The 24,633-nt window shown below is 68.9% G+C and carries 23 protein-coding genes and 4 pseudogenes; 16 read left to right on the top strand and 11 right to left on the bottom strand.

From position 1 onward, the window contains the following. Nucleotides 1-343 precede the first annotated feature (343 nt). The 4 genes from ABT254_RS20700 to ABT254_RS20715 all read left to right on the top strand — a co-directional run bounded on the left by ABT254_RS20700 (nt 344) and on the right by ABT254_RS20715 (nt 4,280). Nucleotides 344-832: a DUF6415 family natural product biosynthesis protein gene (locus ABT254_RS20700; RefSeq protein ID WP_351471876.1), complete on the top strand. Its 489-nt coding sequence runs from the start codon at nt 344-346 to the stop codon at nt 830-832. A 341-nt stretch (nt 833-1,173) separates the two neighbouring features. Beyond that, a complete protein-coding gene (phoU, locus tag ABT254_RS20705) occupies nt 1,174-1,848 on the top strand; it encodes a phosphate signaling complex protein PhoU (RefSeq protein ID WP_351471879.1) in 675 nt (224 codons plus the stop codon). 213 nt (nt 1,849-2,061) lie between these two features. Next, nucleotides 2,062-2,247 (top strand): DUF8636 domain-containing protein, encoded by a 186-nt coding sequence (locus ABT254_RS20710; RefSeq protein WP_351471881.1) that lies wholly within the window; start codon nt 2,062-2,064, stop codon nt 2,245-2,247. Nucleotides 2,248-3,362: 1,115 nt separating this feature from the next. Continuing rightward, on the top strand, nt 3,363-4,280 hold the full coding sequence (locus tag ABT254_RS20715; protein WP_351471884.1) for an NADP-dependent oxidoreductase: 918 nt from the start codon (nt 3,363-3,365) through the stop codon (nt 4,278-4,280). Between the two features lie 120 nt (nt 4,281-4,400). Here the strand turns inward: ABT254_RS20715 and ABT254_RS20720 are convergent, their stop codons facing one another. The 4 genes from ABT254_RS20720 to ABT254_RS20735 form a co-directional block, all read right to left on the bottom strand. Then, complete coding sequence (locus ABT254_RS20720; protein WP_351471887.1) at nt 4,401-4,853, bottom strand: RraA family protein; 453 nt, start codon at nt 4,851-4,853, stop codon at nt 4,401-4,403. Between the two features lie 252 nt (nt 4,854-5,105). Further along, complete coding sequence (locus ABT254_RS20725) at nt 5,106-5,396, bottom strand: DUF6510 family protein (RefSeq protein ID WP_351471890.1); 291 nt, start codon at nt 5,394-5,396, stop codon at nt 5,106-5,108. A 10-nt stretch (nt 5,397-5,406) separates the two neighbouring features. Continuing rightward, nucleotides 5,407-6,126, bottom strand: coding sequence for an FAD-binding oxidoreductase (locus ABT254_RS20730; protein WP_351471893.1), 720 nt, complete (start codon nt 6,124-6,126; stop codon nt 5,407-5,409). A 10-nt stretch (nt 6,127-6,136) separates the two neighbouring features. After that, complete coding sequence (locus tag ABT254_RS20735; protein WP_351471896.1) at nt 6,137-6,730, bottom strand: molybdopterin-dependent oxidoreductase; 594 nt, start codon at nt 6,728-6,730, stop codon at nt 6,137-6,139. Nucleotides 6,731-6,884: 154 nt separating this feature from the next. Here ABT254_RS20735 and ABT254_RS20740 point away from each other — a divergent pair, with 154 nt between their 5' ends. The 4 genes from ABT254_RS20740 (at nt 6,885) to nhaA (ending at nt 10,349) form a co-directional block, all read left to right on the top strand. After that, nucleotides 6,885-7,322: a cation:proton antiporter domain-containing protein gene (locus tag ABT254_RS20740; protein WP_351471899.1), complete on the top strand. Its 438-nt coding sequence runs from the start codon at nt 6,885-6,887 to the stop codon at nt 7,320-7,322. Beyond that, nucleotides 7,247-7,426, top strand: a complete 180-nt coding sequence (locus ABT254_RS20745; protein ID WP_351471902.1) for a hypothetical protein — start codon at nt 7,247-7,249, stop codon at nt 7,424-7,426. The genes ABT254_RS20740 and ABT254_RS20745 overlap by 76 nt, the downstream gene beginning before the upstream one ends. 204 nt (nt 7,427-7,630) lie before the next feature. Beyond that, a complete protein-coding gene (locus ABT254_RS20750) occupies nt 7,631-7,945 on the top strand; it encodes a cation:proton antiporter domain-containing protein (protein WP_351471905.1) in 315 nt (104 codons plus the stop codon). 523 nt (nt 7,946-8,468) lie between these two features. Next, the gene (gene nhaA, locus ABT254_RS20755; RefSeq protein WP_351471908.1) at nt 8,469-10,349 is read left to right on the top strand and encodes a Na+/H+ antiporter NhaA; all 1,881 of its coding nucleotides are present in this window, start codon (nt 8,469-8,471) and stop codon (nt 10,347-10,349) included. 297 nt (nt 10,350-10,646) lie between these two features. Here nhaA and ABT254_RS20760 read toward each other — a convergent pair. From ABT254_RS20760 to ABT254_RS20780, 5 genes and pseudogenes are all read right to left on the bottom strand, one after another. Next, nucleotides 10,647-10,811: pseudogene (locus tag ABT254_RS20760) on the bottom strand (hypothetical protein); the annotation flags it as partial. Then, nucleotides 10,811-10,996: pseudogene (locus ABT254_RS20765) on the bottom strand (transposase); the annotation flags it as partial. The pseudogenes ABT254_RS20765 and ABT254_RS20760, both read right to left, overlap by 1 nt. A gap of 305 nt (nt 10,997-11,301) precedes the next feature. After that, on the bottom strand, nt 11,302-11,703 hold the full coding sequence (locus ABT254_RS20770) for a DUF5994 family protein (protein ID WP_351471910.1): 402 nt from the start codon (nt 11,701-11,703) through the stop codon (nt 11,302-11,304). A gap of 42 nt (nt 11,704-11,745) precedes the next feature. Beyond that, complete coding sequence (locus ABT254_RS20775; RefSeq protein ID WP_502972003.1) at nt 11,746-12,033, bottom strand: hypothetical protein; 288 nt, start codon at nt 12,031-12,033, stop codon at nt 11,746-11,748. A 545-nt stretch (nt 12,034-12,578) separates the two neighbouring features. After that, nucleotides 12,579-13,763, bottom strand: coding sequence for a N(5)-(carboxyethyl)ornithine synthase (locus ABT254_RS20780; RefSeq protein WP_351471913.1), 1,185 nt, complete (start codon nt 13,761-13,763; stop codon nt 12,579-12,581). 223 nt (nt 13,764-13,986) lie between these two features. Here ABT254_RS20780 and ABT254_RS20785 point away from each other — a divergent pair, with 223 nt between their 5' ends. The 3 genes and pseudogenes from ABT254_RS20785 to ABT254_RS20790 all read left to right on the top strand — a co-directional run. Further along, nucleotides 13,987-14,700, top strand: coding sequence for an SDR family NAD(P)-dependent oxidoreductase (locus tag ABT254_RS20785; protein ID WP_351471916.1), 714 nt, complete (start codon nt 13,987-13,989; stop codon nt 14,698-14,700). Nucleotides 14,701-14,864: 164 nt separating this feature from the next. Then, nucleotides 14,865-15,377, top strand: a pseudogene (locus ABT254_RS46565) (Mu transposase domain-containing protein); the annotation flags it as partial. Next, nucleotides 15,363-15,736 (top strand): annotated as a pseudogene (locus ABT254_RS20790) (transposase); the annotation flags it as partial. The pseudogenes ABT254_RS46565 and ABT254_RS20790, both read left to right, overlap by 15 nt. Before the next feature lie 35 nt (nt 15,737-15,771). Here the strand turns inward: ABT254_RS20790 and ABT254_RS20795 are convergent. Beyond that, nucleotides 15,772-16,488: a class I SAM-dependent methyltransferase gene (locus tag ABT254_RS20795; protein ID WP_351471919.1), complete on the bottom strand. Its 717-nt coding sequence runs from the start codon at nt 16,486-16,488 to the stop codon at nt 15,772-15,774. Nucleotides 16,489-16,562: 74 nt separating this feature from the next. Between ABT254_RS20795 and ilvY the strand changes: the two genes are divergently transcribed. Continuing rightward, nucleotides 16,563-17,447, top strand: coding sequence for an HTH-type transcriptional activator IlvY (gene ilvY / locus ABT254_RS20800; RefSeq protein WP_351471922.1), 885 nt, complete (start codon nt 16,563-16,565; stop codon nt 17,445-17,447). On the opposite strand, the gene ABT254_RS20805 is transcribed toward ilvY, so the two are convergent. Then, nucleotides 17,448-19,142 (bottom strand): thiol-activated cytolysin family protein, encoded by a 1,695-nt coding sequence (locus ABT254_RS20805; RefSeq protein WP_351471925.1) that lies wholly within the window; start codon nt 19,140-19,142, stop codon nt 17,448-17,450. 661 nt (nt 19,143-19,803) lie between these two features. Between ABT254_RS20805 and ABT254_RS20810 the strand changes: the two genes are divergently transcribed. The 4 genes from ABT254_RS20810 to ABT254_RS20825 all read left to right on the top strand — a co-directional run bounded on the left by ABT254_RS20810 (nt 19,804) and on the right by ABT254_RS20825 (nt 24,384). Further along, complete coding sequence (locus ABT254_RS20810) at nt 19,804-20,349, top strand: DUF6884 domain-containing protein (RefSeq protein WP_351471928.1); 546 nt, start codon at nt 19,804-19,806, stop codon at nt 20,347-20,349. Nucleotides 20,350-21,476: 1,127 nt separating this feature from the next. Next, complete coding sequence (locus ABT254_RS20815) at nt 21,477-22,916, top strand: hypothetical protein (RefSeq protein WP_351471931.1); 1,440 nt, start codon at nt 21,477-21,479, stop codon at nt 22,914-22,916. Further along, nucleotides 22,913-23,515 carry a hypothetical protein gene (locus ABT254_RS20820; RefSeq protein ID WP_351471933.1) on the top strand — a complete coding sequence of 201 codons (603 nt, stop codon included), beginning with the start codon at nt 22,913-22,915 and terminating at the stop codon, nt 23,513-23,515. The genes ABT254_RS20815 and ABT254_RS20820 overlap by 4 nt, the downstream gene beginning before the upstream one ends. Nucleotides 23,516-23,823: 308 nt before the next feature. Next, nucleotides 23,824-24,384 (top strand): hypothetical protein, encoded by a 561-nt coding sequence (locus ABT254_RS20825; protein ID WP_351471936.1) that lies wholly within the window; start codon nt 23,824-23,826, stop codon nt 24,382-24,384. The last annotated feature ends 249 nt before the right edge of the window (nt 24,385-24,633 follow it).

Consider the following 24,633-nt stretch of genomic DNA (forward strand, 5'->3'; position numbering starts at 1 on the left):
ATTCCTCCAGTGGCAGGATGAGCAGGACGCCCGCCCCTGTTGTCCTGCTGCCGGCTTGAGGGTGATGGTGGCGCCGGTGGGCAGGTGGCGCAGAACAAGTCCCTGACGAGTAGGGGGTGAGGTGGGTACAGGTCGCATCCGCACCCATCCGTCCTTGTGACGGCTCCGAATCACAGGTGAGGGCGTCAGGAAGCGGGACCCTATGCGTCGCCCGGCCGAGGGCGGGACACAGTCCCTCGGCGTAGCCCCGCAGGCCACCGCACGGGTGCGGCTCGTCGAACTCGGCCGCGTCCGCCCCGACGTCGCCCAGCGCCTGCGACGCACTCCACCGAGGAGCGGGCGCATGACCAGCACCACGCACGACACCGCGCTCAGCGCCCTGGCACAGGACCCCCCGGACGTCGAAACGATGCGGGCCACCGCGCGCCGTCTCCTCGGCCCCGACGGCGGCCCCGGGGCACTCCCGCCGGCCACAGACGTCGACACCCTGACGCTCGCTCTGCGCGGCCACCTCGCGCTGATCCTCACGGACGTTGAGCAGGCGGTCGGCCCGCGTCCCTCGAACGTCAAGGCCTACTGCGCACTCGCCTGCGTCGGTGAGGCCCGCAGGAAGCTGACATTCAGCCGCGCCCCGAGCCGGGCTCTCGCGTCGCCTACGCCCACCGCCTGGCCCGCGTCCTGCTCGCCCTGTGCGTGCACTACGACGAACTCGGCGGCGAGCGTCAATGACAGCGACCGCTCGCGATCTGCAGACCGCCCCGCTGTCGGCTGGAGAGGAGCCGCTGACGCTGCTGAGGAAGCGTTGGTGATGGGGCTTCCGTCGTGGGGATGACGGATGCAGCGGCGCAGACCGCCGTGCTCGACGAGCAAACGGGGTGGCCCTGTGGCATGGCGTCCCCGGACTGCTGGGTGCTCGAGGACCGGTGTTCCGTGTGCCGGACGACTACGGGATGTGAAGCCACGACCTCTTCGTCCCGTAAGCAACTTGGGGGCGCTGCCTTGGGGGTGGTGTGCTCTCACCTGCGCGGAAGGTCCGCAGAGGTTCGCGGTTGTTCGCCGTCATCGAGGTCCAGGGCTCGTTGTACGTGGTGGGCGAAACAGCTTCGGGGTCAGCGGTGTGGGAGGCTGGCGGCCGGTGAGGTCGGGGTTCGCGGACTGGGCGGTGAGGACGGGATGCGCGAGGCGTATCACAAGGAACTGGAGTCGATCACTCAGGCGCTGGTGGAGATGGCGAACCTGGTCGGTTCGGCCATGGGCCGGGCCACCGGCGCCCTGTTGGACGCCGACCTCCAGCAGGCGCAGAGCGTCACCTCCACCGAGGAGCAGGTGGAAGCGCTCCAGCGGGACCTGGAGGAGCGGGCGATCGCGGTGCTGGCCCGCCAGCAGCCGGTCGCCACGGACCTGCGGATGGTGGTCACCTCACTGCGGATGAGCGCGGACCTGGAACGCTGCGGCGTGCTGGCGCAGCATGTGGCCACGGTGGCCCAGCGGCGCCATCCCCAGCACGCGGTGCCGGATGATCTGCGCCGCACGCTTTTGGAGATGGGCCAGCTCGCCCAGCGGCTGATGGCCCAGGCTGCCGAGGTGCTCATCACCCAGGACGTCGACGCGGCTCTGCAGATGGAGCAGGACGACGACCGGATGGACGAGCTGCACCGCATGATCTTCCATCACCTGATGGACGAGCGCTGGCACCACGGGGTGGAGACGGCCGTGGACGTAACCCTGGTCGGCCGCTACTACGAACGCTTCGCCGACCACTCCGTTTCCATCGCCCGCCGCGTGGTCTACCTCGTCACGGGTGAGAGCGCCGACGACTACCTCCCCGACACCCCTCTGCTCCCCTGACCTGATCCGCAGCACATCGCCCGCGTCTGTTCCCACGCATCCCCTCAGTGCTCCCAGACCAGCGGGCCCGGGCCGGTCCACTCGATCAGAGGTGAGGAGCGATCTCCTCCTCCTGGCCCAGGTCCAGGCCGGCTCGCCGCAGGAAGACGATCATGTCCCACAGGCCGTCCGTATGGTGTTCGAGACCGGCTGTGAGTGGAAAGGATCGGGTTCATGACGACCGCAGTGCGACGCTACGGCTTGACGTGGACCGATCCCGACGGTGCTGCACAGGCGTCCGCTGGCGTCTTCGACAGGCGGGCCGCCATCCGGCGCCGGCAAGCCCTCAAAGCCGCCGGCTGCACGCACGTGAAGGTCGTGAAGGTACACGTGGGAGAGCTTCCCGAACCCGCCATCTGAAGAATTACGTGCCGGGTGCCCGCATTTGTGACCGCAGGTGGCGACGCGACGCCTGCCCCTGTTTCCAGAGTGCTTCGTCTCCGAGGTGCGGTCGGGCAGTACGTCCACGACCAGGCTGGCCTCGACGTCAACCAGCACGGTGCCGTAGGTGCAGCCCCTAGGGAAGGCGAACTCGTCCACCCCCAGCACCCGCGGCGCACGGTCTGGCACCGTCGGTGCCGTCAACAGCCTGAGCAGCCGGGTACGGCCCGCGACCAGCCGCTGGCGGCGGCACAACCGCGCGGCCGGACGACCGCCGAGCTCGATCGCGATCACCGCAGCCAGCCTGTCAGCCCGGTGCTGGAGCGACGGTGCCGCTCGGACAGGCCCGGCACCTGCTCCACGAACGTCTTGCGGGAACAGCTCTTCCGGTCACAGAAGTACCGGCGGACACGCGGGCGGATTATGACCCGGTGAGAGCCCAACGGCCTTTCATTCAGACCGCGTTGATACGAGCTGTGCGTGCGCCGCGCCTGTTTCCGCAGTCCGGGCACCGACCCGCGCGAGCGGTGGACACCGCCTCCACCACCAGGACGTCGCAGGAGTCGCTGACGCGCTCCACTCGCACATCGATCCCGGGAAGCAGCACAGCCTCGACCGTCTTGCTCGCCATGCCGGGACATACTCTGCCGAAACGATCCCTCGCTCACTTCGCTGACCTGGGGATTCACGGAACTGCGGGCAGAGCCACTTTCAAAGATCCTCATCAACTCGCCGGCGCAGGAACAAGCTAGCTTTGCAACAGGTACTTACGAGCACGCCGTCAGGGGAAGGACCGCTTCGACCTAATGGTTGTGGACGTTCCTCGACTGTTGGGTCTTACGGCTGATGTCGCTATCGCACGAGCCGTGTCGTACCGATGTCCTATACGACATCGCCGTGAGACTAGCGCGTGGGTGGGTGTTGCTGCCCTGGGTGTGTGCTGCTCGTCGAGCTCCCGTTGGACTCGACGCGTTGCAGTGGTCCGTCCGTCTGTGGTGACGGATCTTGTTGCCGTTCCTCTGTGAGCTGATCAGCCGGCTCCATGGCTTGGGCGGCGCACAGAGCTGGCGAGCACGAGATGTACGGAGGTACCAGTGAAGGCAATCGTCGCGACGGATCCGGCCGCGGAAGCAGCCGGGATCACACTCGCGGAGCGGCCTGAGCCGACGCCGGCGATCAACGACGTCGTCGTTGAAGTCCATGCGTCGGGCTTCGTCCCCGCGGAGTGGGAGTGGCCCTCGACGTGGGTCGATCGCGCCGGTCGCGATCGCGCCCAGGCGATCATCGGCCACGAGTTCGCCGGAGTGGTCACCTCCCTCGGCTACGGCACGACGGGGCTCTCGCTGGGACAGCGGGTGTTCGGGATCACGGACTGGCACCGCGATGGAACCCTGGCCGAGTACGCGGCCGTGGAGGCACGCAACCTGGCGCCGCTGCCGGGGAACGTCGACTTCACGATGGGTGCGAGCCTGCCGATCTCCGGCCTGACCGCGTGGCAAGGTCTGTTCCAGCACGGTCGTCTTCAGGCGGGGCAGAGCGTCCTCGCACACGGCGCCGCCGGCGCAGTCGGGTCTGTGGTCACGCAGCTCGCCCGGGAGTTCGGCGCCTACGTCATCGGTACCGGGCGGGCGGCGGACCGCCAGGCGGCGCTCGACTTCGGCGCGAACGAGTTCCTCGACCTCGCCACCGAGGATCTCGACGACATCGGCGGGGTCGACGTGGTGTTCGATGTCATCGGCGCTGACATCCAAAGGCGCTCGGCGAGAATCATCCGGCCTGGCGGGACGCTGGTGTCGGTGGTCGGGCCTGTTGAGGCTCGCCCTGTCGACGGCCTGGCGGTCGACTTCGTCGTCGAGTCCGTTCCGAGCCAGCTGGTGGAGATCGTCGACCGGGTGCGCGACGGGCGCCTTCGCACGCACATCGGAACCGTCGCGACCCTCGACGACGCCGTCCCTGCGCTCAACCCGACCGAACGGCGCAAGGGCAAGACCGTCATTCGCGTGCGCCCCTGAGCGCCCTGGAACGGGCCAACAGCGATAGTGAGCTGGACGACCGCCGACCGGCCCGGTGTCGGACTTGACTCGCAGAGCCCGCTTCGGCCGGAGTGACGGTCCCTCGTTGCCCTTGGTGTGTCAGCGTTCCCGCTGTCCTTCGATGCCGGCTCCGCCGCTCGTGCGCTCCTGCTCGGCCTGGGCACGGAACGCGGCCTCCTCCTTGCCCACCGTCACGGCTCCGTCTAGCACGGCGTCGATGTCGGGTTCCGGGCTCACCACCGCGCCAGAGTCGTCGGCGAAGACGCACTGCCCCGGGTGCACTCCCACCCCCGTGACCACGATCGGCACGTTCGCCTGGTACGGCGTGATCACAGCACCGACCCATCGCACGGCTTCCGCGGAACAGTAGGCCGCGAAGGGGTAAGACCGCAGCTGGGCGAAGTCTCGCAGCCATGCGTCGGTGAGCACACCGGCCAGGCCGTAGCGCGCCAGCAGGGAAAGATTGGTGCCGCCGCCGATGAGGACGTCGCGGTGGCCGTTGCTCGCCAGTACCAGCACCTTGCCCCGGGCATCGTCTGATTTGACCCCCACGCCTGCTGGAACAGAGCGCCGAAGGTGCGGGTCTCGGGGTCCACCATCACCGAACAGGAGGGGAAGAAGGAGATCGTGACCGCCGGCCCGAACAGGACCCGGCCTGTTGTCGGAGTGACGAGGTCGTGAATGTGTGCGTGCTGCCGATGGATTCGTCCGAGGGCGTCGACGATGTCCGCGCATCCAGCGACCGGGCCGCCCGAGCACGCCGCTCGGCCACCGCCTCGCGGTCTTCGCCCGGCGGGGCGGGGGTCACGGCAGCCCCAAGGTACGGATCGACATCAGGGTGAGCTGGAGCCGGCGGGGTCGGTCGACGAGCAGCACCTCGCACGCCGAGCACGCCGGACAGCGCACCACCATGCCGGGACAGCGCAGATAGACCCTGGTCTCGGCGACGCGGTGCCGATCCCCGCACTCGGCACACTCCAGGACCATCGTGGTTGCGTCCCGGCCCAGAGCCAGGGACATCGCCCCGGCGACGGCGTTGCCGTCCACATAGCCGTCCTCCGGGGGCACGGAGAGGAGGTCTTCCTCTGCGTTCACTGCGGGCCTCCTATCCGAACCTCTCGGTCCTCAACGAGTCGGCGTCCAAGCCGGCGCCGATCAGTGCGCGGGAGGCTTCCTCGACGAAGGCGGTCGGGCCGCATACGTAAGCCCGCAGCCGCGGCTCGCGAACACCACCCGGACGAAGCAGCGCGCTCAGCTGCTCGGCTCTCAGCCGGCCGTGCTCGAACCCCGCCGCGCGTTGACGGGTCAGGTGGATGGTGCTCTCCGGCCCGTTGGGACTGCGCAGCTCGTCGGCGAAGATGACCCGGTCTGCGGTGCGCGCGGAGTACACCAGTCGCACCTCAGTGCCGTGAGCGCGGGCGGCCCGCCAGATGGCGCGCATCGGCGCGATGCCGGAGCCGCCCGCGACCAGGAGCAGCGGTACGTCGTCGCCGGGCTGCCACACGAAATAGCCCCCCACCGGTCCCATGACCTCCAGGGCATCACCGTCGGTGGCGACGTCGACCAGGTACGGAGAGACTTCGCCGTCGTCCACGCGTTCCACGGTGATCTGCGGATCCTCCCCGGGCGCGGAGGACAGCGAGAAGCTGCGCGTGGCCTGGTACCCGTCCTCGGCGGTGAGCCGGACGTCGATGTGCTGGCCGGCGACATGCCCCGGCCAGCCGGCGACGGCGAGCCGGATGCTGCGCGCCGAGGCGCTCTCACGCGCCGTACCGGCCACAGTGGCGGCTCGCCAGCCGTGAACGGGGCGCACGCGCGGTGGCATGGCTGAACGGTCAGTCACCGTAGTAGCGCTGTTCGAGGAACGGGTCACCGCGGTGGTGGTAGCCGGCGTTCTCCCAGAACCCCAGCTCGTCCTCGGGCATCACCCGGATCCCGCGCAACCACTTGGCCGACTTCCACAGATACAGGTGCGGCACCAGCAGCCGGACCGGCCCGCCGTGATCGGCCGGGATCGGACCGCCCTCGTAGCCCACCGCGACCATCGCGTCGCGGTTCACCAAGTCCTCCACCGGGACGTTCGTGGTGTAGCCGCCGTACGAGGACACCAGCGCGAAGGGCTCGTCGGCCACCCCGGCGTCCTCCAGCACGGCCGCCACCGGAACACCCTGCCAGGTCGTCGCCAGCTTGGACCAGTGCGTGACGCAGTGAATGTCGGTGGTCAGGTCCACCACGCCCAGATCGCGCAGGGATGCCCACGTGTAGGTTCTCTCCGTGGTCCCGTCGGTGACCACCAGTTCCCACGCGCGGATCGGTACATGCTGGGTCGGGCCCGCCGTGAGGACCGGGAAGTCGCTGGTGACGAACTGCCCCGGCGGGACCGCGCCTTCCGTGCGTCGAGGACGTCCCGTGAATCCGCGCGTGACCATGTACCCTCACCACCCATCGTATCGACAGGGTAACCCAACGTGAGTATTCTCGCCTTCGTCGCCAGCAGCCCGGAAGCCGCTGACCGTGGCGTGCACGTTGGATGAGGCAATCTGGGTCAGAACCTTGCCCCGCCGACCGGCCGCCGGAGTCACAATGTCGTACGACAACCTGGTCATCGTTCTCCCGGTAGCCGCCGGCGTCCCCTTCCTCCTCGCCCTGGTGCCCCGCGTCCCTCTCCCGGGCCCGGTCCTCGAGATCGTGGCTGGCGTCGTTCTTGGCCCGGCGGTGCTGAACGTGGTGCAGCCAGACGCCACCGTTCAGGCCTTGTCGATCACTGGACTGAGCTTCCTGTTGTTCCTTGCCGGGCTCGAGATCGACTTCAAGCAACTACGCGGGCCGCGGGCGAGGCTCGTCGGCACTGGTCTGGCCGGCACACTTGCGCTGGCCGCAGCCCTCGGCTGGACGCTGCACATCGCCGGGTTGTTCGGAGCCCGCTGCTCCTCGGCACCGCGCTGGTGGCCACGTCTCTGGGACTTCTGGTCCCGATCCTCGAGGACGCCGGCGCGGTCGACCGGCCGGTTGGCCAGCTGACCATCGGTGGAGGCTCGGCAGGTGAGATCAGCGCTGTGGTGTTGCTGTCGCTGTTCTTCTCCGAGCATGCATCGGGCCGGCTTCCAGGCTGCTTCTCCTGCTAGGCCTTGCTTGCCTGATGGTGCTCATCGTGGCGGCCTCAATACGCGCAGGACGCTCCATGTGGCTCTCCCAGACGGTAATGAACCTGGCGCGGACACGAGCGCTCGAGTCCGGGTCCGCTTGACAATGGCTCTGATCGTTGGTCTATCCGCGGTCGCCCTGCATCTCGGATTCGAGGCCGTTCTGGGTGCCTTCATCGCAGGGCCGTGCTACGGCTGGTCGACCCCGACTCCGAACAGACGCATCCGCAGTTCCACGTCAAACTGGAGGGCCTCGGCTATGGCTTTCTCATCCCGGTCTTCTTCGTGACGAGCGGCATCCGGTTCGACCTTGGAGCCCCGTTCGCGGACGCCGGAACGGCGCTGCGGGTACCGGTGTTCCTTGCCGCGCTCCTCCTCGTTCGTGGAGTGCCCGCATTGGTCTACCGCAGCGCCGGCCTCTCGCGCGCCGAGGTCATGGCCAGCGGACTCTTGCAGGCCACCTCGTTCCGCTCATCGTGGCTGCGACGACGATCGGCTTGAAGTTGGAGGCGATCCGACCAGCTAACGCCGCCGCGCTGGTGGCGGCAGGCCTACTGTCAGTGGTCGTGCTTCCTCTGACGGCCTTGCCATTGCTGAACCGTTCACGCGGATCCGCAAGATCGGGCCCGAGAAGGAGGCGGAATGATTCTCACGGCCGCCCCAAAGACGCGGGCCAGGCAGGCACCGGCCGCCAGGGCCGAGCGCTACCCGCAGCCCGAGAGCGCTTCGTCTGCCGCAGGGACCAGATGCCCTCGACTGGGTTGCGGCCGGGGGCGTAGGGCGGCAGGTGGGCGGCAAGGACGTCTCCCGACGCCGGCGTACTCCAAGCTCGGGGAGCGTGACGTACGGTGCATGCGGGGCCGCGTGCTCCAGCGCCTGGACGCAGCCGACGAGGCCCCCGTGAATTTGGCCGGCGCCGCTGCCATGACCCACGAGCCCACCAGCCTGCGAATCGACCCACTGCCGACGCACCGGCTTTCCGTCCGCACGCCGGCTCGCCAGGCCTCGAACGAGAATCTGACCCATGTCCCCTGACCCAGAGGCTTACACCGGGCAGACGCTGTGCAGCAGCGGATCGCGTTCCCCGCTGCGTACCTTCTTGCGCACCGAGACCGGCGGCGCCGCCGTCCTGGTCGCCGCGGCGCTCGCCGCACTCCTGTGGGCCAACGCGGCACCCTCGGCATACACGTCGTTCTGGCACACCCGCCTGTCTGTCCGCTTCGGGGCGTACGGGATCTCCCTCGGCCTGCGTGAGTGGGTCAACAGCGGCCTGATGACGCTCTTCTTCTTCGTCGTCGGTCTGGAGGCACGCCGCGAGTTCGACATGGGCGAACTGCGCGAGCGCAAGCGGCTCACACTCCCGCTCGTCGCGGGACTCAGCGGCATGATCGTGCCCGTCGCCCTCTACCTTGCCGTCAACGCCGGCCACGGCAGCGAGCACGGCTGGGGAGCGGCGATGTCCACCGACACCGCGTTCGCCCTGGGCGTGCTGGCTGTCGCAGGCCGCGGCATGCCGCCCGGACTGCGGGTCTTCATTCTCCTGCTGAGCGTCGTCGATGACTTCCTCTCCCTCGGCGTCATCGCCTTCGCCTACAGCAACCGCATCGCCGTACCCGCTCTCGTCGCGGCCATCGGCACCCTCGCACTCGTCCTGCTCACCCGGCGACTCGGCGTACACCACGGCAGCGTGTACGCGCTGCTGGGGGTCGTCGCCTGGGTCGCCCTGCTCGAGTCGGGTGTGGACCCGGTCGTGGTCGGTCTCGCCCTGGGACTGCTCACCTACGCCTACCCCGCCTCGCGCGCCGACCTGGAACACGCCAGCGGCCTTTTCCGGCTGTTCCGCGAGCAGCCCACCCCGGAACTGGAGCGGTCCGTCCGCGCCGGAATCGCCTCGGCTATCTCCCCCAACGACCGCCTGCAACGCATCTACCACCCCTGGACCAGCTACGCGGTGGTCCCGCTGTTCGCCCTCGCCAATGCAGGCATCGAGATCAGCAGCGACCAACTGGCACGAGCCTTCACCTCGCCCGTCACCCTGGGCATCCTCATCGCCTACATCCTGGGCAAGCCGCTGGGCATCGTCGGGGCCTGTGCCCTCACCACGCTCGCCTCCCGCGGGCGGCTACGCCTCCCGGTCGGCTGGGGCGCGGCAACCGCCGGCGGCGCGCTGTGCGGGGTCGGGTTCACCGTTTCCCTGCTCATCGCGACCCTCGCCTTCCACGGTGCACGCCTCAACGAGGCCAAGATCGGCATCCTCGCCACACTCGTCTGCTCTTACCTGACAGCCCGGCTCGTCACCGCGGCGATCGGCCTTCTGCCGCCTGCGCTGCGACTCCGGGCCCTGCTCGGGAAGGCGGAGACGATCGTCGACCTGGCCGTGCCCGTGGACCCCGACCACGATCACATCCGAGGACCACACCACGCCGCGGTCACCGTCGTGGAATACGGCGACTACGAATGCCCCTACTGCGGGCAGGCCGAACCCATCGTCCGCGAACTCCTCGCCGACTTCGGAGACCTGCGCTACGTATGGCGCCACCTCCCCCTCACCGACGTGCACATCCACGCCCAACTCGCCGCCGAAGCCTCCGAAGCCGCCGCACACCAGGGCCGCTTCTGGGACATGCACGACCTGCTGCTCAGCCATCAACAAGCCCTCCGCATCGAAGACCTGCACGCCCACGCGGCCGCTATCGGCCTGGACACCGAGCGCTTCGAACGAGACATGCGCGCTCACACCGGCGCAGCCCGCATCGCCGAACACGTCGAGTCAGCCGACCTCAGCAGCGTGGCCGGCACTCCCACCTTCTTCATCAATGGCCGCAGACACCACGGCGCCTACGACCTCCCCAGCCTCACCGCCGCCGTTCGCGCAGCCCGCGAACGAGCCGCCGTCGCCACGTGACGGGGCCAATCTGCTCCTTGCTACCGTCCAGGGCGGCATCCTTCTCGCCCAGGTCGCGCGGAGCATCATGGCTTCGGGCAGCGCGGGCTCATGCCGAGTTGGCAGGAGCCCATGGCGTACAGAGCTTAGAGGTCGTTTTCTCCCGTTGTTTCATCCCGGGATGCGAATTTGATCCGGTGATGTCGGGTCGCGCCAGGAGATGGTGGTCTCGCCGGTGAGGCGGCGGGCCATCAGGTCGGTCATGGCGAGATGGATCATGGCTTCGGAGCGGTGCGGGTGGGTTTCGTAGTCGCGCGCCAGGCGTCGGTGCAGCATGAGCCAGCCATAGGTCCGCTCCACCGTCCAGCGTTTCGGGATGGGGTGAATCCCCTGGTCCCGGGGGTGCGTTGGACGATTTCGAGGTCGATGCCGAGGGCGGCGGCGTGCTCGACGAAGTGCTTGCGGTAGCCGCCGTCGACCCAGACCTTGCGCAGGGTGGGGTGGTCGGTGGCGGCCTGCTCCAGGAGGGTGCGGCCGGCGGTGGAGTCCTGGACGCCGGCCGCGGTGACCAGCACCGCCAGCAGCAGGCCGAGGGTGTCGGTGATGATGCTGCGCTTGCGGCCCACGATCTTCTTCCCCGCGTCGATCCCTTGCGTCCTTGCGGGCATGGAGGTGGAGGTCTTGACGCTCTGGGCGTCGATCACGCAGACAGATCCTCATCGACACCGGTACGGACCGGGTAGCGCCGAAGACTTGACGCCGTCAGCCGAGGCGGCCGTCGTGCCCAGTCCGGTGCTGAGGCCGGGATGAACGTGCTGTCGAAGGCGCCGGAGATGATCTGTGCCGCGAACGGGTCCGTACACCATCGGCCTCTGTCCGTGCTGGGCAGCGCAGTCCGCACCGGACCGCTCGCCGCACGCGCTTGACCCCCGCCCCGACCCACAAGATCAACTCGAGGTTTCTCCACAGCTTCTCACGCCTGACCGCCCGCCGCCCCGGCCGCCATGAGCGGTTCCGCGGCCTCCTCGGTCGTATTCGGTGGCACGACCGTCAGGTCCCAGCGCCCCTGACCGGGCGCGAGCAGGACGATGGTGTGCGCGGCGGATGCCGTGAGGGTCCTGTGCAGCCTGACGACGTGGTTGGAGACGAGCATCCGGCCGGGCACCGCAGACCAGGTTGTCCCGTTGACCGTGACGCTGGTGATATGGCCCCACGCGCGCGGCAACCCGGCGAGCAGTAGGGGGAGTTCGGCGAGCAGGTCGTACGAACGGGGCCACCACGCTCCATCGATGGCGCGGGGCATGCCGCCGTGAGGTGCCAGGCGCAGGCGCAGGAGGGGATGGGAAGGAAGCGGGGGTTGGAGTGCGGTGGTCATGAGAGCTCCTGCCAACTGCCGTACATGGGCGAATGGTTGATGTCAGGCGCGGCGGGCGGCGATGCGGGCCGGACTCGGCCGACGGTCGTCGTGCACCCAGCCGAGGTGTTTGAGGAGGCGGATGACGGCGGCCGATGGCGCGAGCTGGCCGCGATCGGCCCCGTGGCGGGCGCTGGTGGGGTCAGCGTGGAGGAGGTTGTGCCCGCTCTCGCAGAACGAGAGCAGGGAGAGGGCGAGGAGGCACAGCGCCGGGAAGGGGGACGTCCCTTTCGTAGCTCTGGGGCAGCGGGACGGTGTGACCCTCGTGGACGTGGTTGGACTGAGCGGCATACGTGACTCCTCGGCCTGGATGCGGATGGCGCGGCCGGGCTCACGGGCTGCCCTGTGAGGACGGGTGGCGTGGTGCGGAAGGAGGGTGTGGGCCGGTAGACCCGAACACGAGGCGACGGCCCGGGGCGGGCCAGTCTCAGTTCCGGCATACGGAAACTACTCGCCGTTTCCACCATACTCCCGCCCGTGTCACAACCGCGTGTGCTCGCAAGCGGCATCGCGTGGACGCGGGCCGCCACCGGGCGTTGACCGGCTGCACAGCTGAGGGCCATGCCGCTCCGCACATCCGACACAACGCGCAGGAAAGCGCACTTGATCATGTACGAGCAGACGCGCGCCCCACACTCAGCGGACCAGCCCTGCGGCGTCACAGGATGCCGCGCCCCGGATCCGGGACCGCTGTCCCCGTCGGACGAGCGGGACAAGATCGCCGAGTGTCTCGGAGCTCTACGGACGAGCCGGATCCGCACTCCTCCGCGAGGCGCCCGCCACGCGGCGGCTCGGGACAGTGGTCGGAGGACGGCTGAGCACCGGATGCCCTGCCGCTACGGCCGCGACGCCGCCCGGGTCTGGGTCTCCTCGTGGGCGTGCGGGTACTTTGCGGTGCGGTGCTGGAAAGCGAGCACCTTGGGGTTTTGGACGACGCCACGGCGGATCTCGATGGCGTGCCGGATCGTGTCGTCGGCGTCCCAGCCGTCGGGGCCCTGGAGCACGACGTCCAGATACGGCAGAAGGGCCTCGCTGTTCTCCCAGGTCGCGGAGTTCCACAGGTAGGAGGGGCTGTGGTCCACGCCGTAGTACCTGACGTGGTCGCCGACCGTGAACATCGGCTCGGTGAAGGTGGTGGGCCGGGCCCAGTCGAAGCCCATGCCCTCGTCGCAGGAGACGTCGATGACCAGGGTGCCCGGGGCCAGCTTGGGCAGGTCCTCGTCTATCAGGAACATCAGCGGCGCGTCGGTGTCCTGCAGCACGCAGTTGACGATGATGTTGTGCCCGGCGAGGAACTCGGCCAGCGGCAGCGGGCCGTCCTCGGTGAGGGCGATGCTGCGTCGCGGGTCGAGGGTGTCGTCGGCCTTGTCGTGATCGAAGTGGACGATCCGCGCGGAGTGGATGGGGGAGCTGACAGCGGTGACGCCACGCGCGGTGAGCACGTCGACGTCGTGCACGCCCAGGGCGCTGAGCGCGGTCACCGCGCCGCGGGCGGTCGCGCCGAAGCCGATGACCACGGCACGCTGCCGCCGCCCGTAGTCGCCTGTCACGCCGGTCAGCTGCATGGCGTGCAGGACCGAGGAGTAGCCGGCCAGCTCGTTGTTCTTGTGGAAGACGTGCAGGTTGAAGGCGCCGCTGCGGGTCCAGTGGTTCATCGCTTCGAAGGCGATCAAAGTCAGCCGCCGGTCTATGGCGGTCTGGGTTAGCCTCTCGTCCTGGACACAGTGCGGCCAGCCCCACAGGACCTGACCCTCGCGTAGTTCCGCCAGGTCCTCGTGGAGCGGTTTGGCCAGCAGGATGACATCGCAGTCGGCGATGAGTTCCTCGCGCGTGCGGAAGCCCGCGACGAGCGGGGCGAGTCGGCTGTCCGGGACACCGAAATGCTCTCCGTAGTTTTCCTGGAGGTAGATGCGCTTGCGGGTACCGGCGTCGATGCGGTCGAAATGAGCGGGGTGAACGGGCAGACGATGCTCGTTTTCCTTGCGGGTCTGCGACATGATTCCGAGCGTGAGCTGCTGCAAAATTCCCCTTTGGTTGCTCCCTGTTTAGCACACCGGGGCAATGCGGCAGCCAGTCGTGACGGGCGGTGCCAGGCGGGAGCCGGGCCCCGGCGACATACGCGTGGCCCCGTGCGCTTCCGGGCGGCGCCGGAGTCGGTTGGGACGTAACGTATTTGGGAAATGGCCGGAGACACCGGACTGTCGGCCCTGACCAGTCGGCTTGCTCCGCAGTTTGGATAACGACATGAGCTCGACGAAGAAGGTTGTTATCGTCACCGGCGCATCCCAAGGCATTGGTGCAGGTGTCGCCGAGGCATATCGCAAACGAGGATACGCGCTCGTCGCAGTCGCGCGGTCCATCCCGGTGTCGGAGGATCCGGACGTCCTCGCTGTCTCCGGCGACCTGTCGCAGCCGGGTACCGGCGCCAAGATCGTTGACCAGGCGATGGCTCGCTTCGGCCGGATCGACACGCTGGTAAACAACGCCAGCGTGTACATCGAGAAGCCGTTCACCGACTACACCGACGACGACTACGACCTGGTGGCCGGCGTCAATCTGCGCGGCTTCTTCGACGTCACCCGCAGCGCCATCCCCGCGATGCTCGCCGGCGGCGACGGCGGGCACGTGCTGTGTGTGTCCACGTCTCTGGTCGACCGCGCCAACGCGCGCATCCCTGCGGCGCTCGCCTCGCTGACCAAGGGTGGCCTCGTCGCCGTCACCAAGGAACTGGCCATCGAGTACGCGGCCCGCGGCATCCGCGCCAACGCCCTATCACTCGGCGTCATCAGCACCCCCATGCACCCTGACGACCCGGGCGGTGTACTGGCCGCACTGCACCCAATGGGACGCACGGGCGAGATCGACGACGTCGTGGAGGCGATCATGTATTTGGAGCAGGCCTCGTTCGTCACCGGCGAGATCCTGCACGTCGACGGCGGTCAGAGCGCCGGCTCCTGAAACTTTCCGGACGCGACGCGTGACATCCACACACGGAGGATTGATGGACAGGCCGACCAGACACGACGAGCAGCAAGGCCGATGACGAAGCGGTGCTGCGTGACGTCCTGGAGCGCTGGAAGTCCGCGGTGGACGCACACGAACCCGAGCGGGTCGGCGACTCGTTCAAGGCCGCGTTCGGCGAGACCCGCAGAGTCGGCAAGGACTCCACGATCTCGGTTGGGTCGGTCCGCTACTCGGTCCCGCACGAGCTCGTCGAGGAGAGCGTCTGGGTCCGCTTCCACGGCGACGAACTGATCGTGACCGCAATGGTCGCGGGCAACGCAATCGAGGTCGCCCGCCACCTGCGCTCGACGCCGGGCAGCCCGCGGATTGCCGACGAGCACTACCCCGACGCCCCACGCGGCGAGCGCACACCCCGGGCGACGAACCCGGCCGAGGCTCAGTTCCTGGCGATCGGCCCGGGGGCGGCAGCCTGGCTGGTCGAGGCCGCAGCGACTGGCGTCCGCCGGATCCGGGCGAAGATGGCCGACGCCGTCACCCTGGCGAAGCTGCACGGGACAACTGACGTCGACCGGGCTCTGGGCACCGCGGCGACGGTGGGCCGCTTCGCCGAGGGCGACCTGCTGTCGATCCTGGACCATCAGGGTGAGCACGACCGGGTCGAGCCGATCCGCGCCGCTCGGCCCGACGGCGCCCCGATCTACGTGATCCTGGACAACCTGTCTGCCCATAAGGGCGCCGACCTCCGCCGATGGTCCAAGAAGAACAAGGTCGAGTTGTGCTTCACCCCGACCTACGCATCCGGGGCGAACCCGATCGAAGCCCACTTCGGACCGCTGCGGCAGTTCACCATCGCCAACTCCAACCACCCCAACCACACCGTGCAGACCCGGGCCCTGCACGCCTACCTGAGCTGGCGCAACACCAACGCCCGCCGCCGCGACGTCCTGGCCGCCGAACGCAAAGAACGCGCCCGCATCCGCAGCGAAAGGGCATCCGCTGGGGCGGACGCCCCCTCGCCGATACCGCTTGACCAGCCAGGATCCTCGGCCGTACCCGCTGAAGAAGCTACCGGCGGCGGCAGAGAAATTCACCGTGCGTCGGTGTGCGGGCCGCATGCGAGACGATGTCGAAGCTGGCCCGCTCCAGCATGCCCTCCAGGATCCAGGTGTATGTGGAGAACTCCTCCCGAACGTGCGCCTCGAAGTCCGCCCGGGTGAAGCCCCGGCCCTCGGGGCGGCCTGCGGTGTCGATCCACTGCTGCAGATGCTCAGCGGCGTCGGCGGGCGGGAAGCTGAAAATGACGTCCCACAGGTACAAGATGCCGCCCGGCCGCAGCATGCCGGCAGCGTTGAGGAGCGCCTGCTGTTTCCAGAAGTCCGGGAGCTGGTGCAGAGCCGACTTGGTGGTCACCACGTCCGCAGGCTCTGCCTGGTGGGTGTAGTCCAAGAAGCCGGCCCGGTGCCAGTGTGCGCTGGCACCGGCCCGTTTCGCTCTGGTCCGGGCGAAGGCGAGCATTTCCTCCGAGACGTCGACGCCGTGGGCCTCGGCTCCGCGTCGTGCTGCCTGGACCACCAGCGCGCCGGTGCCGCAGGCCAAATCGACCAGGCGGGTGCCTGCGACCACATCGAGGCGGTCGAGCAGCGCATCGTCGGCGTCCGGGTCGGTGCCCTGGTTGCTGTCGTATGAGGCCACCGCAGCCGCGCTGCCCAGGTCGATGCCGACAGGCTCGTACTCACGGAAGAACCATGCGGGGCGTGGGCGGGTGGTGTCGCTTTGTGGCATGACCCGTTTGTAGGGTCCGGGCAGACCCGGCGGCAACAGCAACATCCGCAGCATGGCGTTCCGGAAGGTGAAAGATGCAGGACCGCGACCAGTACCGGCTCTTCCTCCATCTCGCGTCCACGCTGAGCTTCACCCGAACCGCGGCCGACTGCCATGTCAGCCCCGCGACGTTGTCCCGGACCGTGCAGCGGCTGGAGGCCACGACCGGGCGCCGGCTCTTGGACCGAGGCCCGCACGGTGTCGCGCTGACAGAGCACGGTCACCGCTTTCGCCGCTACGTGACAGATGCCCTGGAGTTGTGGGACCGCTACTGTGACGACGGCTTTGCAAGGGACCAACTCGGTGGTCAACTACGGGTATTCGCCTCAGTCACGGCCTGCCAGAGTCTGCTGCCCGACCTGCTCGCACCTCTGCGAGACGCCCATCCCCGGGTGCAGATCTCGGTGCGGACAGGTGACGCCGCAGCCGCCCTCGCGCTCCTCGACGACGGCGAGGCCGACCTCGCCGTCGCGGCCCTGCCCTCTCGGATTCCGGCCACCCTCCTCGCCCGCACCGTCACCCGCACCTCGCTCGTCCTCGTCCGAGCCGACCAACCACGATCGAGCGTGAAGCCTCCTGATCCCGACGAGCCGTTCGTGCTTCCGAGGCAGGGCTTGGTGCGAGACATCGCCAACCGGTGGTTCCGCCGTATCGGCATCACCCCCCGCATAGCCGCGGAGGCCGACGGACACGAAGCCTTGCTCACGCTGGCCGCTCTCGATTACGGCACCGGCATCATCCCCGACCTCGTCCTACAGCACTGCAGCATCCGGAACCGGCTCCAGGTCGTCCCCACCCCGTCCAGTCCCGGCGAACTCACCATCGGGGCGTGCATCCGGCGCACTGATCTCCACCGCCCCCTGGTCGCCGCCGCTTGGGCTGCCACAGGATCCGGTCAATCTTTGCGGTCACAGCACTAGCTAGACCATGGGCCAGTCGTCCCCGGACGGCTGCAGCATCGTCAGGGTGTAAGAGACATCACCGCTGAGCGGAATGTCAGGTTGCTCGCAATAGCTCTTGCTGTTGATCGTCCTGCGCTGCCGGAACATTTCAGGGTTCACCGGGACCCGAACAGTCAACTTGTGACCAGAGATGTCGAGTTGCTCCTCAAAACCAGTTTCAAACGGGTTGGAGCCGAAGTCCCTGGTCCATCTCTTTTCGAGTTTTCCTCTAATCCCGATCTCCATGCCCCAAGCGATAGTCCGGCCGTCGAAGCTGGTGGCATCGAGCTGGAACGTGAAGGCGAGGGGCGAGCGGCTGACCTTGGTGAACTGGGTCGTCTCCGACATGCTGGCGATGGACGCGTCGGCCAGGGACTTGAGGGTGTAGGAGATCGGCACACACTGGTTCATCTTCAGGTCACCGCTGAAATAGGACTTCAGCGAATTATCCCTGATCAGGGCCATGATGTCCTTGTTCGGACCGCCGCGTGCGATGATGCTGACCTCGGACGTATCCAGGATCTGCTGCAACTTCGCTTTCAGCTCGACCGACCCGCTGAACGCGCCCCCGTCGTATCCCATACGAAGCGCAGCCTTGGCGTCCAAGGTGCTGGAGTTGCTGTGAAACGCGAAGATCAGACTCCGTCCGTAGGACACGCCGGAGATCCACAGCGGCGGGTTTCCCTGATCGATGTACTGCGGCTGGTATTCGCTGAGTCTCTTGTTCGTCAGCGCCGGCGTGAACCACTGGTCCGGCAGGCCGTTATTGTCGCAGGTGATCGTGAAAGCCCGCTGGATGAAGAGCGCGTAGATTGTTGTGCTCTTGTCTTCCTTCTTGAACTCTCCACTGGCTTCGCTCTTGAACCCCATGTAGCTCGCTGAGGCGTTCATCTCCAGCAACGCCGAGCGGGCGGAGGACGCTTCACTCATACGGTAAAACGTTGTCTCCGGGGTGGCGTCCCTGTCCCCTGTCATGGCGCGGATCGCGTCGCCGACAAGTGAGCCGCTCGGGTTTTCCACCAGCTGGGACTTGATGTTTCCTCCCAGTGAGGTGATTCCGATGCGGATAGGTTTGCGTTCCTTGATCGCACATTCGGTGAGGCCGCCCTCCACGGCTGCGGCCCCCTGGACCAGAGCGCCGGGCCACAGGATGTCCGCGTTCGGGTCGCGCGTCATGATGATCTCAGGGGTTTTGGTCATGTCGTAGCGCTGCGTTTTTGTGACCACGTAGCCGGACTCGGCCTTCTCGGTCAACTTCGCTTCAGGACCATGCGGTTCAACCTTGTCCGGGTCATGAGGGGCGATGGAGCGCCAGCCGGCAAGCTGCTTGACGTACGCGTTCATGTCTGCGGGCTCACTGTCGGAAGCCTTGGGAGAAGGGCTGATTTCGAGTTGTGTGATCTCCTCACCGCCGGAGACAGCGACGACGCGGTAGCTCGTCGCGCCGTTCACCGACTCCGGCGGAATTACCAAGGTGATGTCCTCGGTGATTCCCAGGGGCGTTGCCGTCCCGTCGCCGTCGAGTGCGGTGACCTCGTAACGGTCCGCTCCAGGGACGAGCCACCACGACAGACCCACCTCACCGTCATCGAGAAGGCGGTAGGGCACGAGTTCGGTCTGTTCGCTGAGTGCGTGCTTGCGGTGCGTGCCGCGCTCGTCCGGTCCGCTAGTCATTGAGAGGCGCTCCCGTCTGATCGCGCTGCCGTCAGGAGCCCGAAGCAGCAGCGACGGCCATCCTTCTTGCTACGGATCCCTGATCGTTTTGGTGGCTTCCACCCTGTGCCAGGCAGTAGATGTGGATCTAGGGCCGTCCGGGGGATCCACGAGGGCGTAATGGCGCACCGTGGGCGGGAATCGCGGCGCACTCTGGGCTGTCAGAGGTGACGTCGGCAGCTGCGGCGTGGCTATCGGCGAAGGCGGCTACAGGCCGTTTTGGTCAATGGCCCCAACGCCTCGCGCCCAGCCGTGCGTCCTTCAGTCCTCAGCGGGCCGGTCCGTCCCACAGGGCGCAGCAGGCCGTCTTGGTCGTTGCGGCCGAGCAAGAAGAGCCGAGGCGGATCAGAGGGCCCGTTATGGCGCCGATGACCGCTTCGGTGGTGTCGCGGCGCCTCAGTCTGTACCAGCCTCTGGATCCGGGCTGGTAGGTCTGGCGTACGGGCTTGACCCCGCCCCCACTTGGTGGTGCGCGGGTACGGGCACAGGCCGTCGCTTGTCTGGGCGGCGAACTCGCTCGTAGGGTCGGCCAAAACCGTCATCGGCGCGTGGGTTGGGGCACCGCCTCATCCAGGAATCGACGAACCCGCGCGCTTCGCCCTGCTCGGCCGCCAAACTCGCAGTGGACCGTCCCACCCCCGCCCGCCACCTCTACACCGGCTCCTATCACCTCATGTGCCGGCGAGCCGCCGAGAGGATCGCCGGTCCCGCCGGAGTCCTCGTGCTTTCCGCCCTGCACGGCTTCGTCCGGCTCGACGACGAACTCCTGCCGTACGAGCAGCGGATGGACACCCACGGCCGCATCGGTATCGAGCGCCTGCGTGGGCAGGCTGCCGAGCTCGGCAGCCTCGCGGCCAACCTTCCTGATCGCCCTGGGCGGCCGCGCGTACGTCGACGCCGTCACCGCCGTACGGCCGGACGCCCTGCGCCCCCTGGACGGATGCCGCGGCATCGGCGCGCAGCGCTCCCGACTGGCCGGCCTGGCCGCGGCCGTTCGATCCGCTCGGCCTGGCCCGGAGCTTCGCGGCTTGCCCAGTGCCGTCACCGCCCGGCTAGGCGCTGGATGCGGGCACCGTGGACGGCAGCGGGAGCCCGTGCTGTCGTAGGCCACCGGCACCGTGTAGTAGCGCACCGACTGGTCGGCGTGTTGTGCAGCCACGGTCACTGACCACGTGCCGGCGCCACGCTGCGCACTGCTGCGCACCGCCGTCACCGACTGGGGCGCCGGTTGCGCACTGGGGGCTGGGTCGGGCAGTTCGATGTCCGGTGCCATCGATTGCGCAAGCCGCGTCTGCGCACTCGTCGCCTCGTCCGCGCTGCTGCGCAGCCATGCGCTGAGGAACTGCGTATAGCCGCCTGGGTTGTTGGTGGCCGTCGCGGTGCGCACGGCGGTGGGCTTCGCGGATGGGGCGGCCGCCACGGTGGTCGGCCCGGACAGTACCGCGACATCCAGGGTGAGGGGGCCGTCGGCGGTGATGGTCCGGACTGCTGCGTGTGTCGGGTGTACGCGGTGGCGCATCGCCTCCAGTCGGGCGTCGGCCGCCGTCGCGGCAGCGGTCTCGCCCGGTGTGGCCTGCGTGCCAGGGGGCATGGTCGAAGCGCCCAGGTCGGAAGGGGTGTTGCTGACCTTGAGAAAACCTGTCGGCCCCGACCCGACCACCGACCATGAACCCCCGACCATGGTCACGATGGGGATACGAAGTCCATGGTGGGGGTCGTGGTCGGCCCGACCATGCCCCCGACCACCGGTCCGGCGCCGGCGGCAGGCCGGCGTGTCCGGCGCTGAACTTCCCGGACCGGCGCCGGCTGCGCGATCACGCGTCGCCGGGCACGGGGCCCGGAAACCGATGCGCAGACGCTAGCCGGCCGGGCCGTATCCATCCTCTGCGTGGTGCGCCAGAGGGACCTGCGCAAGAGAAGATCGGGAAACGCGGGTCGATTGCGCAGCTGCCCCGGCACAACTGGACTGCGCAGGATCCCCAGGCCGGTTGCGCAGCCCGATGGCGCAACGCCGTCCGGGGCTGCGCAGTCGGCTGCGCAATCAGTGAGCGCCCTGAGCTGAAGGTGCCGTGGTTGGCCCGACCGTGAGCCCGACCAGGACTGTTGGGCGGCTTCGTTGCCGGTTGGTGACCGGTGGTGGGGGCTTGTGGCTGTCGGTGTGGTCGGGGTTGGTGGGTGAGCTGGCGTCATGGGATACCCGCGCGCTGTCACGTTCAGGAGTACCGGTCGGCCCGTCTCGGCGGGTCTGGTGTGCCGCTGTGGCCACGGCGTGCGGCGGGTGTCGGGGGTGCGGGGGTGAGCGGCTTGGGGGTGGGGGTCCGTCGGGGTGTGATGGCGGCCGGTCGGTTCACGCAGATCGCGAACGCGTTGTTTCGTGATGGTGGGTTGTCGTTCAAGGCGAAGGGGATTTTCGGGTGCGTCAGTACGCACCGGGACGGCTGGCGGGTGACGGTCGCCGATCTGGTCCGTCTGGGCCCGGACGGACGGGACGCGGTCCGCACCGGCCTGCAGGAGCTCGAGGCGTACGGCTACCTGGTCCGTGAACGCCTGCGCCGCCCGGACGGCACCCTCGGCGGGATCGTCTACTGCATCACGGACCGCCCGGCCACCTGGGACATCGCGCTGCTCGAGGCCGGCTTGGCGGTCACCGCCCCCGAGGCCGAGCACGCCGACGGCCGCCCGGCGGGGATCCGCCGGGGCGTGATGGCCGCCGATCGGTTCACCCGGATCGCCAACGGGCTTTTTCGCGCCACCCGGTTGTCCTTCAAGGCCAAGGGCCTGTTCGGACTGCTCTCCACGCACCGGGACGGCTGGCGCATGACCGTCACCGACATCGCCCGCCGCGGCCGCGACGGGGAGGCAGCCGTCAAGAGCGGCCTGAAGGAACTTCACAAGCACGGCTTCCTGGTCCGTGAACGCGAGCGCGCACCAGACGGCACCCTCGGCGCGGCCGCGTATGTCATCACCGACCTGCCCGCCCTGCACAGCAGCAGGTCACAGCCAGAGTCGGGTTTTCCACCGGTGGATGACCCTACGTTGGCTGATCGGTCCCTTAAGAACACCAACAGAAAGAACACCACTCAGCAGAACACCAGCCCCCTCCGTCCGTGCCGCGGCCACGCGTCGCGCGCACCGGGACGGACGGGCCGGGCGGACACACCGGCGTCCGCGCCGGCCGTGCCCGCTGCGGATGAGATGCATCCGGGGATCGGGCTGCTGCTCGAGATCGGTGCGGCCCGCCCCGAACTGCTGCTGACCGGGCAGGCGTTGACCGACCAGGGCCGCGTGGTGAGCGTGATGCTGGATGCCGGCTGGAGCTGCGAGCAGCTGCGGCAGGTGATCGCCGCCCGGCCGCTGCCGCATCCGGTGCGGACCACGGTCGGCGCGATCGTCGCGGCGCGTCTGCGGGCCGCCCGGGCCTACCCGCCGCCCGCCCGCGCCGCCGGCCCTCACCACGAAGTGTCGGTGGGGGACGACCCGCCGCAGCCGGTGGCCGGCTCCGCTGCCACGCGCACGGTGAGCGAGGCCCTGACCTACCGCGCCCTTGCCGAATGCGCCGGCTGCGGCGTGCCTGGAACCGCCCTGGGCGAGGACCTCTGCCCGGCCTGTCTCGGCTGGCCGGGATGCCGCACCTGCCCCGGCCCCACCCCTCGGCGCGCTCACCCCGACGGCGACGGCCGCTGCACCACCTGCGCCGCCGCTTTGAGCGCCCAACCGGAAGGAATCAGCCCGTGACCGCCATACGCCACACCCCACCCCCGGTCACGGCCGGGCACCACGAGCGCCCCTTCACCGCCGAGCCGGGCCGGTGGGAAAGGGAACGCTGCCGCGTCCTGCGGAGCGGCCACACCCGCGACCACACCTGCTCGGCCGTCTGCGAGCCGGTGCTCGTCCACGAGCGCACCCTCTGGGGTGGGCTCGCCGGGACCGTCCCCGGCGACGCCAGCCCGCCCGAGATCCCCTACCGGATCGCGGTGCTCACCCCCGGCACGACGCGGACGCAGCGCCTTGCCCTGCGCTGGCCGGCCCGGCGCCCCGCCCCGCGCATCACCGCGGGCAGGGCCTGGTCCCTGCGGCCCTCCGCCGCGGCCGTCGCACTCGTCAGTGTGGTCGCCGGTCTGGTCGCCATGAGCCACCACGTCCCCGTCGCCGTCGCCCTGCCGGCGATGCTCCTCACCCCGCTGCCCGCCGAACACCTGCCCGAGCACCTGGACGGCCGGGCCCGCGAACACGTCCACACCATCGAAGGCGACGCTGCCTGCCGCTCCCTGCCGCTCCCTGCAGCGCCTCGCCGCCTGGCACATCTGGCTTGTCCAGGCCACCGCCGGCCGTGACCGCTATGAACTGCGCTCGGCCGAGATCGGCCACCACCTGGGGTGGGACGCCGCCCACCTGCTCCGGTCCCGGGACACCCGCACGGTCTCGACCGGCTCATGGCCCGCGAACGACTGATGCGGCAACTCGCCCGCCAGGTCGCCCAGATCATCCAGCGCACCGCCCACGGAGGACCCCGCCGCCGGCGGCCAGAGCCGCGGCCTCGGGCGTTTGCTCGACCGGCATTCACCGCGCATCCCGTCGAGGACACCTCGCCCCGTGACCGCCCCACGCCACGCCCCCTCACCTCGGAAGGAAGACCCTGCTCATGCCCCAGCCCGAATCCGGCCCGGCCGACCGCGCCCGGGATGTCTATCTCCTCTTCGCGCACGAGCCGTACTATCCCGGCCCCGGAACCCAGGAGATCAACACCACCGTGGTGGCCGCCGCCTCGCTGCTCCACCCGCAGGTGCGCCAGCTCGACGGTGCCCGCATCCACGACCTCCTGACCCAGGGCAGGCAGCCGGGCGAGATCATCCCGCTGGCCACCCTCACCCACGAACTGGGCGGCGGCGCCGAGTGGCCGAGTGTCGGTGACTGGGAGGGCGTCACCACCGACTTGCTGCGGCTGGTCCGCGACGGGGACTGCGATGCCCTCGGCCTCGGCCTGCCCGAGATCGCGCGCGCCCTCGTCTGCACGGGCCCCCACAGCCACGTCCGCGCCTATGACGCCGCGGCCGACGACGTCGTTGTCTACGGTGCTTCGGAGCGCGGCGCGGTCCTGGACGAAGTCGGCATGTTCCTCACCGGCCTTGCGGCCGAGCAGCCCTTCTGGCCGGGAGACAGCCTCCTGCCCCCGCTGACGGGCCGGCGCGCCCTGGGGCGATGAACCCGGCCGCAGCGAGGGGAGCAGGCCATGTTCGGATACGAACCGCGAGCCGTCTGGGCAGAACTGCGGCGCATGCTGCAGCGCCTCGTCCACCGCCGCAGGGGTCCCGCAGAACGTCTCGCCCGCGCGATCGCAGCACGCGTCCCCTGCGAGAACTGACGGCTGGGGCCGTGCGGTACGTGGCAGGAGTGCACGATCGAGTGCGGACTGCGCGGCTACCGTCTGATGGTGAGGGTGACGGGGGCGTTC

Origin of the sequence: Streptomyces sp. NPDC001137 (assembly GCF_040298885.1) — a bacterium.
In the GTDB taxonomy this organism is placed as follows: Bacteria; Actinomycetota; Actinomycetes; order Streptomycetales; family Streptomycetaceae; genus Streptomyces.